The sequence below is a fragment of the Acinetobacter sp. BHS4 genome, assembly GCF_018454425.1.
GTDB lineage: Bacteria > Pseudomonadota > Gammaproteobacteria > Pseudomonadales > Moraxellaceae > Acinetobacter > Acinetobacter pittii.
Map to the genome: position 1 here is coordinate 1,036,480 of NZ_CP075323.1, position 17,415 is coordinate 1,053,894.

Genomic DNA, 17,415 nt, shown 5'->3' on the forward strand with positions numbered 1-17,415 from the left:
ACTGGCAAATACGGGACACAGATGCACAGCATGCTATGCCTTTTTTTAATGGAAGGCTAGTGGAAATTGTTGCCAAAAAATACATGTACGCAAGAGGATACAAAAAAGTGATAATCTAATGCGAAGCCGTTCTTATTTTTAAATTGAAGAATTTATGTTGCATTATCAAATTGAGTTCGATGATTACAAACAACACCTTGTTCACGTGACAATTCGTTTTTTAGCCAATCCGAATCAGGAACTTTGGCTGCCAACGTGGATTCCGGGTAGTTATCTAATTCGAGAGTTCTCAAAACATATTGAAGCCGTTAAAGCTTATGATGAAGCTGGACGTCTGTTGGATATTAAAAAAACGAGCAAGAATCGTTGGCGTTTATTTAATACCGATCATGAGTTAATGACGATTGAATATGATGTATATGCATATGATTTGTCTGTACGTGGTGCATATGTCGATCAGACCCGCTTATATATCAATCCAGCATGTGTATGTTTAGCTTTAGAAGGCCAAGAACAATCTGCTTGTGAAGTCGAAGTGTTCTTGCCAGATGAATTAAAGCATTTTCAGTTAGCAACAGGTTTGGCTTCAAAAAGTCTAGTTAAAGGTCGCTTTACTTTAAAAGCTGATCATTATGATCAATTGATTGATAGCCCGTTTGAATTGGCTGATCAAACACGTTTTAGTTTTGAAACACATGACATTGAACATGAGTTTGTAATTTCTGGCCCACATAATGCAAATGTTGATCGCTTAAAAGCCGACATTGAAAAGATTTGTGCAGCCGAAATAAATATGTTCGGTTCAGCACCATTTAAAAACTATACCTTTATGACGATGGCAACAGGGAATAGTTATGGTGGGTTAGAACATTGTAATAGTACAAGTTTGATTACACCGCGTGATGATTTGCCAAAATCGAATGAACCAACTGAACCTTCTAAAGATTATCAACGCTTTTTAGGCTTATGTAGTCATGAATATTTTCATTCATGGTTAGTCAAGTTTATCCGCCCAGAAAACTTTGCAAACTATAATTTGCATCAAGAAGGCTATACTTCTTTACTTTGGATATTTGAAGGCTTTACTTCATATTACGATGACCTGATTTTATTACGTAGTGGCGTAATTTCTCAGAAGTCTTATCTTGATTTACTCAAAGCACAAATTGACCGTTATTTGCAAAACCCGGGCCGTTTTGTTCAAACAGTTGCTGAATCAAGTTTTGACGCATGGATTAAATTTTATCGTCAAGATGAAAACTCGAATAATGCGGGCACCAGTTACTACAATAAAGGTTCGTTAGTTGCGTTATGTCTAGATTTAGGTTTACGTCTACGTAGTTCTAGTCTTGATGCTTTAATGCGTCGGTTATATGAAAACACTCAAAATGGTATGCAAGTAAATGAAAGAACTATTTTTGATTTATGTAAAGAACTGACGGGTGATAGCTGGATTGAACAAATTAATCATTTGATTAATACCACTGATGAATTACCACTTGATCAACTGTTCCCTGAGTTTGGCTTAAGTTATAGAGTTAAAACTGACAAATCTTTGCCACTTGGTTTGAAACTTGTTGATAAGCCAGAAGGCGTACTCGTGCAAAGTGCTCGCCGTGATAGCGCAGCAGCTAAAGCAGGTATTTCTGCCAATGATGTAATTATTGCAATTGATGGTTTAAAAGCGACCACTAAACTTGTTGAGAAGTATGCAAAGCAGGGCGGTATTTATACCGTGTTTGCTTTCCGTCGCGATGAGTTACTATCTTTTGAGGTTGAGTGTGCTACATCTGATTTAACTGAAGTTGAACTTATTATTGAAGATCAGGCTAAAATTGAAAAATGGTTAAAAGCTTAAATAACAGTTAAATAGTTTATAAAAAACCGATGTTTTGTACATCGGTTTTTTATTTTTAAGTGCTACTAAAAGATGAAATCCGTTTTATCTTTGAGTTTGTTTTGAATGAAAAGTATAATAATTGTCAGAACTCTGAAAGATATCTCATGTAATTTAATCGTATTCAGTCCATAAAAAAGTAATGATGAATTATGTATTACTTAAAGTTGGGTATAGGAATATTATCAATAGATTTAAATTATGTATTATTTCGCTGCGAAATGTCGTTATCACTGGATATTTCGTTGACTGGAAGACAATGAGAGCCGATACTCTCAGGGTTTTATTTAAGCATATCGGTTCGTAGGCACTGGGCCACAAGCTCGGTCCTCAACACTCAATCAAACGGAAGGGGCTATATATGGCTGGTGAAAAGTCAACTATTATTTACACACTGACTGATGAGGCGCCATTATTGGCGACCTATTCGCTACTGCCGATCATTGAGACCTTTACCAAGCCAGCTGGCATCGAGATTATTAAAAGTGACATCTCTGTAGCTGCACGTGTGCTCGCAGAATTCGCTGATTACCTAAGTGAAGAGCAAAAGGTATCCGACAACCTTGCAGAGCTAGGTCGTCTTACACAAGATCCAGATACAAACATTATCAAACTCCCGAACATTAGTGCGTCTGTTGCGCAATTAACTGCATGTATTAAAGAGCTTCAATCAAAAGGTTACGCAATTCCTGATTATCCGGAAAATCCAACGACTGAAGAAGAAAAATCAATCAAAGCTCGTTATGGTAAGTGCCTTGGTTCAGCAGTAAACCCTGTCCTTCGTGAAGGTAACTCTGACCGCCGTGCTCCAGCAGCAGTTAAAAACTATGCGAAAAAACACCCTCATTCAATGAGCGAGTGGAAACAGTGGTCACAAACTCACGTTTCACATATGGAAGAAGGTGACTTCTACCATGGTGAAAAATCAATGACACTTGATCGCGCACGTAATGTGAAAATGGAACTTATCACGAATAGTGGTAAGAGCATTGTTCTTAAGCCAAAAGTTGCGCTTCAAGAAGGTGAAATCATTGATTCAATGTTCATGAGCAAGAAAGCACTTTGTGATTTCTATGAAAAAGAACTTGATGATTGTAAAGAAGCGGGAATTTTATTCTCTTTACACGTAAAAGCGACAATGATGAAAGTTTCACACCCGATCGTTTTCGGTCACTGTGTGAAAATTTACTATAAAGAAGCTTTCGAAAAACACGGTAAGTTATTTGACGAATTAGGCATTAACGTTAATAACGGTATGGCTGGGTTGTACGAGAAAATCGAAACTCTTCCAACTTCGTTGCGTGAAGAAATCATTGAAGACTTACATGCTTGTCAAGAACACCGTCCTGCACTTGCAATGGTTGACTCGGCAAAAGGCATCACAAACTTCCATTCTCCAAACGACATCATCGTAGATGCTTCTATGCCAGCAATGATCCGTGCTGGTGGTAAAATGTGGGGTGCTGATGGTAAGCAATACGATGCTAAAGCAGTAATGCCAGAATCAACATTTGCCCGTATTTACCAAGAAATGATCAACTTCTGTAAATGGCATGGTAACTTCGATCCGAAGACTATGGGTACAGTACCAAACGTTGGTTTGATGGCTCAAAAAGCTGAAGAATACGGTTCTCACGACAAGACTTTTGAGATTTCAGAAGCTGGTATTGCAAACATTACCGATCTTGACACTGGTGAAGTGTTATTGACTCAAAATGTTGAAGAAGGCGATATCTGGCGTATGTGTCAGGTTAAAGATGCTCCGATTCGTGACTGGGTTAAACTTGCAGTAACTCGTGCACGTAACTCAGGTATGCCTGCAATCTTCTGGCTTGACCCGTACCGTCCACATGAAAACGAATTGATCAAGAAAGTACAAAAGTACTTAAAAGATCATGATACGACTGGTCTTGATATCCAAATCATGTCTCAAGTACGTGCAATGCGTTACACACTTGAGCGCGTAGTACGTGGCCTAGACACGATTTCTGTGACTGGTAACATCTTACGTGACTACTTAACTGACTTGTTCCCAATTATGGAACTTGGTACTTCTGCAAAAATGTTGTCTATCGTTCCGCTAATGGCGGGTGGTGGTATGTACGAAACTGGTGCTGGTGGTTCAGCGCCTAAACACGTACAACAACTTGTTGAAGAAAACCATTTACGTTGGGATTCACTTGGTGAGTTCCTTGCGCTTGCGGTATCTTTAGAAGAGATGGGCATTAAAGAAAATAATGCTCGTGCTAAGTTACTTGCGAAGACACTTGATGAAGCGACTGGTAAATTGCTTGACAATGACAAGTCTCCATCACGTCGTACTGGTGAAATCGACAACCGTGGCAGCCACTTCTACTTGTCACTTTACTGGGCTGAAGCACTTGCTGCTCAGAACGAAGATGCTGAGTTGAAAGCTAAATTTGCTCCTCTTGCTAAAGCTTTAGCTGAAAATGAAGAGAAGATTGTTGCTGAACTTGCTCAAGTACAAGGTAAAGCAGCGGACATCGGTGGTTACTACGCAATTGACCCAACTAAAGTAAATGCTGTAATGCGTCCAAGTGCTACATTTAATGCAGCTCTTGCAACAGTTGAGGTTTAATTACTCACTCGTTAGTAAATAGCTTAAGAGCCGGTGCATATGCACCGGTTTTTTTATTGCCTAAAATAAAAGACATTAAAAAAGCCCACTGATGTGAGCTTTTAAAAGATTAAATCTTATCGACCATTGCGGCCACGACCACGTGGTGCTTTGGTATTGGGACGAGTTGTACCATTAGTCTTACGACGTGGTTTCTCGCTTTCATCCATTTGCCAGATACGTTTTGTACCAGACTTTTTCGCAGAACCATCTTTGTTTTTGCGAACCATTGGTTTGCCACCAGTACCGCCTGGCTTTTTCACATATGAACGTGAGCGATAAGGCTGTTCAGCTGGCACATCTTTAAAGTCGGGGTAAAGTAATGGTTCAATTTCTTTTACATCACCCGGTTTTAAGCCAAGTTGTACTAAATCGATTGAGCCAATTTTAGTACGAATTAAACGTAAAGTTGGAAAACCTACCGCAGAAGTCATACGACGAACTTGGCGGTTACGGCCTTCACAAATTGAAATCTCGATCCAAGATGTTGGAATATTTGCACGGTAACGTACGGGTGGATTGCGTTCCCATAACCATTCAGGTTCACTGACTTTAATGGCTTTTGCAGGAAGCGTCATACCATCATTCAGTTCTACACCTTTACGAAGTTGCTCAAGCGCTTCTTCGGTTACATCGCCATCAACTTGAACTAAATACGTTTTGTATTTTTTATTTGCAGGGTTGGTAATGAACTGATTCAGACCACCATGATCGGTTAAAAAAACTAAACCCTCAGAGTCCATATCAAGACGGCCTGCTAAGCGCAAAGTCGGGTCATCAACAAAGTCAGAGACGGTCATGTGCGCTTCGTCTTTACGAAACTGGGAGAGAACGTCATAAGGCTTGTTGAGAATCACAATTTTCATAAAAAATGGCTTCTTCTTTCAAATAACTAGTGAAAACATTGAGCTATATTTAAGTGCGAAATTTGCTTATTTCCCACATAAATCTCAAAAAGAATTAAATTCGATTAAGCTATTATGCGTTAATAAAAGTTGAAAGTATTGTTTATCGATAATTATTTTTAGTTAATTAAGTATTATAAAAGGGAGAATCTACACAATGGGTTATCAGAAGATCGTGGTTCCTGCCGATGGCGACAAAATCAAAGTAAATGCAGACCTGTCACTGAACGTACCAAATCATCCAATTATTCCTTTCATTGAAGGCGACGGTATTGGTGTGGATATTACACCAACAATGAAAGCAGTCGTAGATGCTGCGATTTTAAAAGCTTACGGTGGCAAACGCTCAATCGAATGGATGGAAGTGTATTGCGGCGAAAAAGCCAATAAAATTTATGGCAACTATATGCCCGAAGAAACTTTTGAAGCACTTCGCGAGTTTGTTGTATCAATCAAAGGTCCTTTAACCACACCAGTAGGTGGAGGCATTCGTTCACTCAACGTTGCATTGCGCCAAGAATTAGATCTATATGTTTGCGTACGTCCAGTGCGTTGGTTTGAAGGCGTTCCATCACCCGTTCAACACCCCGAATTAACCGATATGGTGATTTTTCGTGAAAACTCGGAAGATATCTATGCAGGGATTGAATGGAAAGCTGATTCTGAAGAGGCAAAAAAAGTCATTAAGTTCCTTCAAGAAGAAATGGGTGTCACAAAAATCCGTTTCCCTGAAGGATGTGGTATTGGAATTAAACCTGTTTCAAAAGAAGGAACACAGCGTTTAGTCCGTAAAGCCATTCAGTTTGCAATCGAAAATGATAAGCCTTCTGTAACGCTGGTTCACAAGGGTAATATCATGAAATACACCGAAGGCGCATTTAAAGAATGGGGCTATGAATTGGCTCTTGATCGTTTCGGTGGAGAGCTAATTGATGGTGGCCCATGGGTTAAAATTAAAAACCCTAGAACTGGTAAAGATATCATTATCAAAGATGTCATTGCAGACGCGTTTTTACAACAAATTCTCATGCGCCCAGCCGATTACTCTGTGATTGCCACGCTAAATTTAAACGGTGATTATATTTCTGATGCTTTGGCAGCAGAAGTAGGCGGCATTGGTATTGCACCTGGTGCAAATATTGGTGGTGCTATTGCAGTATATGAAGCAACTCATGGTACCGCACCTAAATATGCGGGACAGGATAAAGTAAACCCTGGTTCTATTATTCTTTCTGCAGAAATGATGCTACGTGATATGGGGTGGACAGAGGCTGCTGATCTGATCATTAAAGGAATTTCTGGAGCAATTGCAGCCAAAACCGTAACTTACGATTTTGAGCGCCTAATGCCGGGTGCAACCTTGTTACGTTGTTCTGAATTTGGTGATGCAATTATCAAACATATGGGAGATTAAATAAATTTCCCTTAAAAAAGCCCTCAACTGAGGGCTTTTTTTATTGCATAAATTCGGGATGTTTCGGAGTTTTAATAAAGCCGATTTTCTTTTGATAACTCTGGTCTAGGGTCTGAATAACAAGAACAAAGGCAATTAAAAATAGCGGGAAGAACAGAGATTTCATGATTCGGTTTCTCCGAGGGTTGAGATGAAAGAAGGGCGTAGGGGAATTAAAAGGCAAACCGCAAAGAGAAGAACGGTTCCACCCAAAAGAAAGAGATGTGCATAAGACCAATGCAAATGATGCAAAGTACTAATGACAACACCGCCTAAAAGCTGAGTGCTAGCAAAGCCAATGGTGGCAAGGCTCCAAAGCTTTTGATAATGTTGCTCATAAATCTGTAGCAGACTATAAGAACTAATAAATACGGTTGCGGGGGTTAGTAAGCCTGTCAAAAGCGAAGATAAGGCCAGTAAAGATGCGGTATGTGAAAGGAAAGGCAAAACAACGGCTAAGCAGTAAATGATATATAACCACTTAATGGCCTGTAGATATCCGATTAGTCGGCTTAAGCAATAAGCGACAAGTGCACCAATACAGCTTCCTACTCCATAGAGAACCCAAAATAGATTTCTTTGCTGTAATGGGAAATGCAGAGTTCCGGATAAATAATCCATCCAAAACAAAGAGTGTGGAATATATGCAAAGGCACTACACATATAGGCAATAATAATGACAAGGCCTAAACGTGATTTTTGTGAGGCTTGTAGAGAGGTCGATTGCGGTTTAATAATCTGGACAGTATTACGACTTAATAATCGATAAAGAGTTAAACTTCCTAATAGAGAAAGACCCGCAAAAATATTCCAAACATAATGAACAGGCATATTTTGAAGTAGAGGAATAATAATAGTGGCGGATAAAACCCCTACACCAATCCCGCTAAATCCTAAAAAGTTAACTTTTAATCTTTGCGTGGTGGGAATGTATTTCATTGCAAAGCTAGGCGCCAAAATCATAAGTAAGCCGCCAGCAATACCTGAAATCGTACGCCAGACAATGAACCACACCAAAGGCATATCCATGAATGAACAGCAGAGTAGGCTAAGGCTGCCCGTTATAGCTGAAAGTACGATGAAGGGTGAGATGTACTTTTCTTTAATAGTCAACAGCGCCAATAAGGCACCAATGAGATATCCCAATAAATTTGCGCTGCCTAAGTAACTGGCAAAATCGTGAGTCCAGTGATACTGCTCGATCATGATGGGCATAAGCGCAGTATAGGAAAATCTAAAAACACCAATTCCCAAACAAGTTGCCAAAAAGACAATTAAGCTCATTCGATAAAACGTAGACATGAGAGGACGCTCAATTTTTTTATTATTAAAAGCGAGTTTATAAATCTTTAAAAATGATTTAATATGATGGTAATTATCTTGTTTTGAGATAGTGAAATGTTACTTAAGTCCCTAGAGTTTTTTTTAGCTGTTGCAGAGAGTGGAAGTTTTTCCTTGGCTGCACAAAAAATGTATACGGTGCAATCGAATATCACGAGTCATGTGAAAAAACTTGAAGAAGAGTTAGGGGTTATTTTATTCAATCGTAATAACCCTGTGACTTTAACGAATGCCGGACAACAGCTGCATAGTTATGCTGTTCAAATGATTGCTCTACATAATAAAGCGAAAAAAATCTTTCAAGAGGGTGACATTGACCCGAACGAAACCATTCGTTTGGGCAGTATGGAAACGACAGCAGCAATACGTCTACCTCAATTACTCAATCAATGTATGCAGCAATATCCGAATTTGCCGATCGAGTTGCAAACTCACCCGACACGATATTTGTTAAGCGCTGTGCAGCAAGGAGAGGTCGATTGTGCTTTTGTTGCTTCTAAATATTTAATTCCAGAGTTGTATAGTTTACCTGTTTGGCAAGAACAATTGGTTTTGGTTTGTCCGAAACAGCAAACTCACTTTCCAGATGTTGCCAAGCTTGCAAAGACCCGATTTATTGCTTTTCGTCAAGGTTGTTCTTATCGTCATGCAATCGAGTTATTTTTAAATGATCACAGTGTTCCGCCCTCACAAATTATGGAAATGGGCAGTCTGGACGGGATTGTAAGCTGTGTGGAATTAGGCGTTGGTTTTGCTTTATTGCCAAAGTCATATCTAAACAAAGTAGTCGAGAAAGTGTCATTAAGTTGTTTTGAACTTAATACTGAATCCGCTCATTTTACTACCTACTTGGTTGCCCAGTCGCCTGAAACATGGGGAACCAATTTAAAGCAGTTTATTCATTTTATTGAGCAACAATTTGAATTAAAGGTTGCTTAGGTTGTGATTGATTTTCATACGTAAATATCCAACTTAATTTATAAATTAAAAGTGATATATATGTATGAAAAAGTCATTTTATATTCTCACAGAGGTTTGTAATCATCTTGATGCTATAAAATTGGTGAAAAGGGTAGTTTATATAGGCCGGCTATGGTCAAATATGCCCCCTTGAAAGATGACACAAGCAATAATTTGGAGTTTGGGAATGAATATACCCTTAATCATCAATATTGTGGTTTTTGTCGGGTTAATATTTTTACTCGCCCAAACACGTAAAACGGACTGGAGCTTATCGAAAAAAGTTCTGGCTGGCTTAGTTCTAGGTGTGGTGTTTGGTTTAGGACTACATTTGATTTATGGCGGTGGCCATCCGATTCTTGCTGAATCTATTAGCTGGTTTAATATCGTTGGTAACGGCTATGTAAAACTTTTACAAATGGTCGTGATGCCTTTGGTATTTGTGTCTATTTTGGGAGCGGTGGCAAAATTACACCAAGCATCTTCTTTAGGCAAAATCAGTTTTTATACAATTGGTACTTTACTCTTTACAACACTGATTGCTGCACTGGTAGGGGTATTCGTTACTAACCTGTTTGGCTTAACGGCAAAAGGTTTAGTGCAAGGTGCTGCTGAAACTGCGCGCTTAACTGCGATTAATACAGACTATGTAGGTAAAGTTACCGATTTAAGTGTACCGCAGTTTATTCTTTCCTTTATTCCAAGTAACCCATTTGCTGAATTGACTGGTGCAAACCCAACATCAATTATCAGTGTAGTTATTTTCGCCGTCTTTTTAGGTATAGCAGCGCTTAACCTAATGAAGGACGACGCAGAAAAAGGTCAACGTATTCTGACTGCGATTCAGACGTTGCAGTCATGGGTAATGAAGCTTGTGCGCTTAGTGATGAAACTTACGCCGTATGGTGTTTTTGCCCTCATGACCAAAGTCGTGGCAAGTTCAAACGTCGCAGATATTTTAAATCTAGGCGGTTTCTTGGTTGCATCTTATTTAGGCTTGGCGATTATGTTTGTCGTACATGCCATTATTTTGACTATGACGGGTGTTTCTCCTCTTAAATTCTTTAAGAAAGTTGCTCCAGTTTTAACGTTTGCATTCACTAGCCGTTCAAGTGCAGCAAGTATTCCACTGAGCATTGAAACACAAACTCGTCGTTTAGGTGTGCCTGAATCAATTGCAAGTTTCTCTGCTTCTTTTGGTGCCACTATTGGTCAAAATGGGTGTGCGGGTTTGTATCCTGCAATGTTGGCAGTGATGGTTGCACCTACCATGGGTATTAACACCTTAGACCCAATGTGGATTGCATCGTTAGTCGGTATTGTGACCTTAAGTTCAATTGGGGTTGCAGGAGTAGGTGGTGGTGCGACTTTTGCTGCGTTGATTGTGCTTCCTGCAATGGGTTTACCTGTAACGTTGGTTGCACTTCTTATTTCAATCGAGCCACTCATTGATATGGGGCGTACTGCATTAAACGTAAATGGTTCAATGACTGCTGGTGTTGTTACGAGCCAATTGATGGGTCAGACTGATAAAGAAATATTAAACAATGAAGATGAAATTGAGTTAACTCAACATCATTAAAGATCAGTAAAAAAAACGGCTCTCTATTCTGGATGAGCCGTTTTTTTTATATGCATAAATTGCCACTGTGATGTTAATTTTAAAAAAACTGTATCTGTTTTTCTTTTAAATAATTTTCGAAAATGAGTCTATTACAAAAGAGAGTACTATCATGAAAATGTATCAAGTCGATGCTTTTACAAAAGAGTTATTTCGTGGAAATCCGGCCGCTGTCGTTGTTGAAAAAGAGTGGCTAGATACAGATTTAATGCAGAAGATAGCACTTGAGAATAATTTGTCTGAAACTGCTTTTGTAAAAATTATAGACTCTGAAAACTATGAAATCCGTTGGTTCACTCCAACAGTTGAAGTTGATTTCTGTGGGCATGCAACACTTGCCAGTGCTTTTGTATTATTTAAAGATTTTACCGAGAAAAAGACTCTTAATTTCCATGTACGAAACTTAGGTCTTTTTGTGGTTCACCAAGATGAAGACGGTAAAATCAGAATGGATTTTCCAATTCGCAAAGCTCATCAAGTTGAAGATTATCCAGCTATTTTACGTCAAGCATTAACAAAGCCTTTTAAAGCGGTTTATCAAAATGTTCAAGCCTACATTGTTGAGTATGAATCAGTGCAGGACGTATTAGATGAGCAGCCTGACATGAACTTACTTAAAGCTTTAGGTAAACGGACTGCGATTACCACTGCAGGGATGGATGTTGCCATCACTTCAAAAGCCGATCAACAATATGATTGTGTATCGCGTTATTTTGCCCCTGTCGCGGGCATCGAAGAAGATCCTGTTACGGGTTCAATTCATACGGCAATAGCGCCATTATGGGCAGAGAAACTCGCTAAAAATAATATTATTGCTTATCAGGCTTCTAGCCGTGGAGGCGTTTTGTATTGCAATGTTCTGAATCAGGAACGTATTGAAGTTTCAGGATATGGGAAGCTTTATATGCAAGCTGAAATTTTTCCTTAAAATATAAGGCCGTTTAAATAAACGGCTTTTTTTTCAAAACTTTACTATGAAAGTTAGTTCAAATTTCCTACTATAGTCCCACAACTATTGATTTTTTATTATTCAAATTAATTGGTATTTATATGTTTATGCAGTTTAAACAACTGACACTCTCCCTATGTATTCTTGGTTTAAGTGCTGCGTCTTGGGCACAAACTACACTAGTAAAAAGTAAGCAAAATATTGAGGAATATAAATTAGATAATGGTTTTCGGATTGTGCTTGCACCGAATGACAAAGAAAATAAAATCTTTATTAATACCATTTATTTAACAGGCTCATTAAATGACCCGCAAGGTAAAAGTGGCTTAGCTCATTTGCTTGAGCACTTGGCTTTTAAGGGGACACAAAATGTTAAAGGGGAAGAATTCCAGCGTCGTTTAGATCAATATACATTGATGACAAACGCCAGCACTGATTATTATTCAACAAAATATACCAATATCGTTCGTCCAGAAAAAACCGCGCTTGATCAGGTACTGTATCTTGAATCTGAGCGTATGGATAAATTAGTTCTTCAAGAAAAGTTTGTTCCTTCCGAAATTGAAATCGTAAAGCGTGAACGTGAAGTTCGCATGGATCAGCCATTTGCTGTGCTGATGGATCAAATGTGGAAGTCAGCCTACGGTAATCAATATTTAGGACGTTTACCGATTGGTGATTTGCCTGAACTTAAATCGATTAAAATGCCTGAATTAAACCAGTTCTATCGTAGCTGGTATGCACCTAATAATGCTGTTATGGTCATTTCAGGTAAATTTGATAAGACTGATGTCTTAAAAACAATAGATCAATATTTTAGTCCAATTGCGGCAAGAGCGGTTCCTAAAACTGTACAGATTCCTGTGCTTGACTCTACAAAAATAAGAAATCGTCAATTCATGGTGAAAAAGGGCAGTGATCTGGCTAAATTCCATATCTATATGAATGGTAAAAATACCAAAATTCAGCCGACACTCGCTTTAGCTCCTTTGTTATATACCATGCAACCAAGTGGTCACCTATACCAAAATATGGTGGAAACAGGTATTACCACAAATGTTGAAGCTAGTACTTGGTTAGACCAAGATTTTAATGTGGTTTTTCTAGGCGCTATTTATTCACCAAGTAATGACCCTAAAAAAGTTGAAAGTTCTTTGTTAGCAGGCATTGAAAAAGGGAAGCCGTTTACTGAAGTTGAATTAAATCGTGTTAAAAGTTTAATGAAAACTCAAGGTGACTTAATCACGAAAGATGCGGTAGCACTTGGGTCACGGTTAAGTGATTACACCGTCGCTGGCGGGCAATGGGATCAATATTTTAAAGATTTAGATTCTGTAGAAAAAGTTAAGCTAGATGATGTGAATCAAACTTTAAAACAGTTCCTTGTGGCTGATCATCGTATTGATGGCGATATTTTGCCAACACCTGAAGACCAGAAAAAAGCGCAACAGCAAAATTCAAAAGAGACACCTAAAACTCTAGATCAGGTCGAAGCAAAGGCCGAGCCTTTAAAAGATCCGAAGGTATATCAACAAGAAGTTGCTGAGTTTTTAAAAACTTCTAAGCAATATGTTGAAAGCAATGAGAAAAAAATTATCCGTGGAAAACTAAAAAATGGAATGAAGTATGCTTTATTCCCAGTTGAAACACGCGATGATCGTACTTATGCAACGATTACGATGGACTTCGGAACAGAAAAATCTTTATTTAATAAAGGTACAGTAGTTGATCTAACCTCATACTTATTGCTCCGTGGTTCTGATAAATACAGTTTGCAAGATATTGCCGATAAATCAATTGATGCAGGCGGTGCGGCTTATGCAAGTGCTGACGGCAATGGCATGACCATTAATATTCAGTCTAAATCAGAAAAATTTGATGAGTTTTTCAAGTTTGTTCTTGATGTGATGAAAAATCCGAAATTTGAACAATCTCAATTTGATTTAATTAAATCGCAAAGTTTATCAAGCCTAGATCGTCCTTATACCGAGCCAGATGTAGTGGCGGGTTTAACACTTTCACGTTTACTTGAAGAATATCAACCGGGTGATTTGCGTTATCACTTCGAACCTGAACTGGCAAAACAGCAGTTGAAAAACGCAACTCAAGAGCAAGTGAAAGAGTTATATGAGCGTTTCTTTGCAATGAACCATGCTCAAATTGCCATTACAGGCGAATTTGATGCGAAGAAGATGCAGAAATTACTGAATCAGGAATTTGGTCGTTGGAACGGTAAGCAACCATATCAAAAAATCTTGATTGATCACGTTGATTTTCCAGCACAGCAAGTTCATGTTCTGTCTGAGCAGCGCGAATTTGGTAGCTACCAAAGTGTCCTTTCAATTCCAGTTGGGAAAAACCATCCAGATGCATCTGCTCTCATTTTAATGAACTATATTTTAGGTGAGTCTCAAATTTCATCACGTTTGGCTCAAGAGCTTCGTGAGAAAAATGCGCTAGTCTATGGTTTTGGAAGTGGGCTGCAACTTGATCGTGACACGAATGTAGGAGCTTTGAGTATTAGTGCAAATTATACTTCAGGTCGCTCAGCACAAGTGTCTGCTTCAATACACAAAGTGTTAAATGACTTGGTTAAAAATGGGGTAACTGAGCAAGAGCTTGAAGCTGCTAAAGCAGATATCATGAAGAAACGAGTTACGGCTTTAGAAGATGAACGTAATATTCATGGCATGTTAAATCTACAGCTTGAAACAAACAAAACATTGCAAGACCGAATTCGTCATGATCAAGAGTTAACTAAATTGACTGTTGCTGACGTTAACAGAGTAATTAAGAAGTATATTAAACCTGAACATTTGGTCGAAGTGATGGCTGATCAATATGGTCAGGCAGCAAAGAAATAAAGTCTTCTCGCAAATAAAAAGCCACTCAAATGTGGCTTTTTATTTGGGTCTTTAAATCATATTAATGATCATGTTTGTGCGCGTGAAAATCTTCATTTTTACGGAAACGTAAATAATTTTCGAATTGTTCACAATATTCATCGAAGTTATCTTCAAGCATCATCTGAAATTGCTGAAGAAGGTAAGACATAACCTGATCTTTTGCATCACGCATTTCATTACCATCTTTAAAGTTATTTGCTGCTACCCATGTATTGAAGCGGGCAGTAGCAAATAACATTGCAGCACTCACTTGACCACGTAGCTCAGCTGGATCAACTTTTTTATCTTTTGGCGGGCGACAAAAATCATTAGCTTGTTTAATAAATTCATCCGCACGCTCAAAGAAAACCGCATTTAACGCTTCTTCTTCAGTAATATCTGTTGCATTAATCTTTTGAGACATGACTTATTCCCGCAAAAATAGAGCTGCTTATTATAGGCAAACGCTTGCGGAAACAAAACCTTTGACTTAGTCTGTAAATAGCCTAAGTATTGGTAGGAGAGACTCATATGCAAGATGCAATTGCGATTCAAAGTTTAAAAACAGATATTGCTTTATTACGCCAGCATGTTTTCCCACCCCAATATTTAGAGCATGTTGAAGGATTGCCGATTTATTATGGCTTGCAAGAAGAAGTCGAAAATTATTACCGTCAATGGCAGGGGCTAATTGAAAGGGCACAAGAGCTTTTTCAGCCATTTATGGAAGATGAATTACCAGATGCCATTCATCTACCAAGCCATTTAAATTTACCGCTATTCTTTTTTCATGTAGACCGAATTCGGATTAATAAAACACGTGCAAAAGAATCTAAAACTTTCCGCGGTGTTGCGAGTCTTATTGAAAAATGCGGGCAGTTTGAAACAGACCAGATATTTACGATGCAAGAATGGTTGCAAAGTGATGATACCGCGGCTCTGGTTGCTCACCGTGAATTCATCGATTTAAGAACCTATGTATTCCAGCATGGACAAAGCGAATATACACGTTCACGGTTTTATACCAATAGTATCGTGCTAGGGGTTGAGCAGCATTTTAAACTGGTCGATGCTCGTGATAAGCCAAGAAAGCAACGCAGCGATAGCTATAGTGATCCCTTAGCAGATAACGGTGTATGGAAAGTATTTGGTAAATACCGATAAAAATTCGCTGCACGTTTACAGCGACTTTTTATAAATTACCAGAAAGTTTCAACCTCACTAAAAGCCTGTAAAGCTTTTGCTGAGCGCTTTTGTAATTGTGGCTGTTTGGCTTTGACCCAACCTAAGGCAAACCAGAAAGACGGATCTTGTTCAACCACATTGTTAAAAATACCTTCTGCAATAAACAAATCGTTATATTGACCTAGGGTATTTTGCACAGGTTGTAGCTGTTTTAAATATTGCTGTACTTTTTTATTTGGATAAAGACTCGAAATAAACTCAACACAATAACGTAACTGCTTAGCTTGCTTTCTTATTTTGTGTTGTTCAGTCACTTCAAGCTCAGAGAAATGGTCAGCATTACTAATCACTTTATGATGTAACTTATCTAAACTCTTTTTAATGTGTTTTTTTAATCCACCTGTTTTGCTGTATGAATCTTCTTCTGAATAAGCAAATGCTAATAAATCGAGTAATAGCTTAATCGTGTCCGCAGAGGTAAAGATTGTTGAGAGTTCTTTTGAGGGCAGGGCTGAAACTGGTAGTAAAAGTTCAGGTGAACCGTGTTGTTGAATAATAGGTAACACTTCGGTGCGAATCGCATCTTCATCACGAGTGTCTCCAAGTTTACGGAAAAGCTCAGCAATTTGTTCTTCCCAAACAGGATTTAGCTCGCCTGACCAGCCAGAGAAGTGTTTAAGCGCACTGCGTAAACGACGTAAGCTTACCCGTGCCTGATGGATATGCTCAGCTTCGGCAACTCCATCGGCAATGACAGCCATATTTGGTAAGAATTGCCCTAAACAGTTTTCGACAATCTTTTTTAGAGCCTGTTCAGCAGTAATATCTTTATTTAATGTCAGACTTTTAGCATGAACAGCAGGTGAGGCAGCTAGCCCTAGTGCTAATAAGTTGCCACGTTCGGCTTTACTTCTTACATCAAGCCAAAGTGAGTAACGATTAATCCATTGCTGCGCAAACTGAATTAGCCTTTTCACAGCCCCTTGCTTGAGTTCAAATTCGACTTCACAAATTACACTTTGTGCATCTGCTGTTTTTACGACACCATCATCTAAGCAAACTTCAATCGCTGTATTATCTGCTTCAAACACATGATAGGTGCGCTGTACATCAGTCTCAAACTGCAAACTTAGTTTTTCAGCTTGCGTTCCTAAGGCCGCCTTAATTAAATCAGTTACCACTTTATTATCTTGGTATAACTCAAGGTTTAAGTCAGGTTCTTGGTCACAAACGCCTAAATGAGTTTCTTCTTCAACACGGTGGAGATGGCTTTGACCTGCGGCTTTAAATGTTTGTACCCATTGATCATCTTCTTTACGTAAACGTAAGGCCATACCATTTTTTGCAAGTAGGCGATCTGGCGTATCGTAATACTTTGCCTGTAAGTGAATGTTCTTTGCTTTATGTTTTTTTAAGTATTGCTGGACAGTTTTTTTCTTCGATTCAGGTAACTGAAACTTTAGTTCGACTTCGACCATAATATATCTCCCTGAATCAGGTATTTAGACTATCTTGAATAAGTATAATAGCTTAGCTCTAAAAATAATGGTTTTGATAGAGAAAGTTACAATCAAACATATG

General features: G+C 38.6%; 13 protein-coding genes. 8 read left to right on the top strand and 5 right to left on the bottom strand.

The window, feature by feature from the left end:
• Positions 1-154 precede the first annotated feature (154 nt).
• Both KIP84_RS05005 and KIP84_RS05010 read left to right on the top strand, forming a co-directional pair.
• Positions 155-1,858, top strand: a complete 1,704-nt coding sequence (locus KIP84_RS05005) for a PDZ domain-containing protein (protein WP_213689431.1) — start codon at positions 155-157, stop codon at positions 1,856-1,858.
• 400 nt (positions 1,859-2,258) lie between these two features.
• Complete coding sequence (locus KIP84_RS05010; RefSeq protein WP_213689432.1) at positions 2,259-4,496, top strand: NADP-dependent isocitrate dehydrogenase; 2,238 nt, start codon at positions 2,259-2,261, stop codon at positions 4,494-4,496.
• 116 nt (positions 4,497-4,612) lie between these two features.
• Here KIP84_RS05010 and KIP84_RS05015 read toward each other — a convergent pair whose 3' ends face one another.
• Positions 4,613-5,401: an rRNA large subunit pseudouridine synthase E gene (locus tag KIP84_RS05015; protein WP_032063312.1), complete on the bottom strand. Its 789-nt coding sequence runs from the start codon at positions 5,399-5,401 to the stop codon at positions 4,613-4,615.
• Between the two features lie 196 nt (positions 5,402-5,597).
• On the opposite strand from KIP84_RS05015, the gene icd reads away from it, so the two are divergent.
• Complete coding sequence (gene icd, locus KIP84_RS05020; protein ID WP_086376714.1) at positions 5,598-6,854, top strand: NADP-dependent isocitrate dehydrogenase; 1,257 nt, start codon at positions 5,598-5,600, stop codon at positions 6,852-6,854.
• 40 nt (positions 6,855-6,894) lie between these two features.
• Here the strand turns inward: icd and KIP84_RS05025 are convergent, their stop codons facing one another.
• Positions 6,895-7,020 carry a hypothetical protein gene (locus KIP84_RS05025; RefSeq protein WP_170249472.1) on the bottom strand — a complete coding sequence of 42 codons (126 nt, stop codon included), beginning with the start codon at positions 7,018-7,020 and terminating at the stop codon, positions 6,895-6,897.
• Positions 7,017-8,195 carry a YbfB/YjiJ family MFS transporter gene (locus KIP84_RS05030; RefSeq protein WP_213689433.1) on the bottom strand — a complete coding sequence of 393 codons (1,179 nt, stop codon included), beginning with the start codon at positions 8,193-8,195 and terminating at the stop codon, positions 7,017-7,019. The genes KIP84_RS05025 and KIP84_RS05030 overlap by 4 nt, the downstream gene beginning before the upstream one ends.
• 96 nt (positions 8,196-8,291) lie before the next feature.
• Between KIP84_RS05030 and KIP84_RS05035 the strand changes: the two genes are divergently transcribed.
• From KIP84_RS05035 to KIP84_RS05050, 4 genes are all read left to right on the top strand, one after another.
• Entirely contained in the window at positions 8,292-9,173 is an 882-nt protein-coding gene (locus KIP84_RS05035) for a LysR family transcriptional regulator (RefSeq protein ID WP_002118709.1), read from the top strand.
• 208 nt (positions 9,174-9,381) lie between these two features.
• Positions 9,382-10,776 carry an L-cystine transporter gene (locus KIP84_RS05040; RefSeq protein ID WP_213689434.1) on the top strand — a complete coding sequence of 465 codons (1,395 nt, stop codon included), beginning with the start codon at positions 9,382-9,384 and terminating at the stop codon, positions 10,774-10,776.
• 151 nt (positions 10,777-10,927) lie between these two features.
• Positions 10,928-11,743 (top strand): PhzF family phenazine biosynthesis protein, encoded by an 816-nt coding sequence (locus KIP84_RS05045; protein WP_032012346.1) that lies wholly within the window; start codon positions 10,928-10,930, stop codon positions 11,741-11,743.
• 122 nt (positions 11,744-11,865) lie between these two features.
• Complete coding sequence (locus tag KIP84_RS05050; protein ID WP_213689435.1) at positions 11,866-14,628, top strand: pitrilysin family protein; 2,763 nt, start codon at positions 11,866-11,868, stop codon at positions 14,626-14,628.
• Positions 14,629-14,689: 61 nt separating this feature from the next.
• Here KIP84_RS05050 and KIP84_RS05055 read toward each other — a convergent pair whose 3' ends face one another.
• Positions 14,690-15,073, bottom strand: a complete 384-nt coding sequence (locus KIP84_RS05055; protein WP_002118682.1) for a DUF3144 domain-containing protein — start codon at positions 15,071-15,073, stop codon at positions 14,690-14,692.
• Between the two features lie 107 nt (positions 15,074-15,180).
• Between KIP84_RS05055 and KIP84_RS05060 the strand changes: the two genes are divergently transcribed.
• Complete coding sequence (locus tag KIP84_RS05060) at positions 15,181-15,813, top strand: hypothetical protein (RefSeq protein ID WP_213689436.1); 633 nt, start codon at positions 15,181-15,183, stop codon at positions 15,811-15,813.
• A 35-nt stretch (positions 15,814-15,848) separates the two neighbouring features.
• Here KIP84_RS05060 and KIP84_RS18965 read toward each other — a convergent pair whose 3' ends face one another.
• Positions 15,849-17,312 carry a CYTH and CHAD domain-containing protein gene (locus tag KIP84_RS18965; protein WP_213689437.1) on the bottom strand — a complete coding sequence of 488 codons (1,464 nt, stop codon included), beginning with the start codon at positions 17,310-17,312 and terminating at the stop codon, positions 15,849-15,851.
• Positions 17,313-17,415 lie beyond the last annotated feature (103 nt).

Coding starts and splice junctions, on each gene's coding strand:
- KIP84_RS05010 (WP_213689432.1), top strand. CDS start 2,259: ATGGCTGGTGAAAAGTCAACTATTATTTACACACTGACTGATGAGGCG.
- KIP84_RS05035 (WP_002118709.1), top strand. CDS start 8,292: ATGTTACTTAAGTCCCTAGAGTTTTTTTTAGCTGTTGCAGAGAGTGGA.
- KIP84_RS18965 (WP_213689437.1), bottom strand. CDS start 17,312: ATGGTCGAAGTCGAACTAAAGTTTCAGTTACCTGAATCGAAGAAAAAA.
- KIP84_RS05050 (WP_213689435.1), top strand. CDS start 11,866: ATGTTTATGCAGTTTAAACAACTGACACTCTCCCTATGTATTCTTGGT.
- KIP84_RS05005 (WP_213689431.1), top strand. CDS start 155: ATGTTGCATTATCAAATTGAGTTCGATGATTACAAACAACACCTTGTT.
- KIP84_RS05060 (WP_213689436.1), top strand. CDS start 15,181: ATGCAAGATGCAATTGCGATTCAAAGTTTAAAAACAGATATTGCTTTA.
- KIP84_RS05040 (WP_213689434.1), top strand. CDS start 9,382: ATGAATATACCCTTAATCATCAATATTGTGGTTTTTGTCGGGTTAATA.
- KIP84_RS05015 (WP_032063312.1), bottom strand. CDS start 5,401: ATGAAAATTGTGATTCTCAACAAGCCTTATGACGTTCTCTCCCAGTTT.
- KIP84_RS05055 (WP_002118682.1), bottom strand. CDS start 15,073: ATGTCTCAAAAGATTAATGCAACAGATATTACTGAAGAAGAAGCGTTA.
- KIP84_RS05045 (WP_032012346.1), top strand. CDS start 10,928: ATGAAAATGTATCAAGTCGATGCTTTTACAAAAGAGTTATTTCGTGGA.
- KIP84_RS05030 (WP_213689433.1), bottom strand. CDS start 8,195: ATGTCTACGTTTTATCGAATGAGCTTAATTGTCTTTTTGGCAACTTGT.
- icd (WP_086376714.1), top strand. CDS start 5,598: ATGGGTTATCAGAAGATCGTGGTTCCTGCCGATGGCGACAAAATCAAA.
- KIP84_RS05025 (WP_170249472.1), bottom strand. CDS start 7,020: ATGAAATCTCTGTTCTTCCCGCTATTTTTAATTGCCTTTGTTCTTGTT.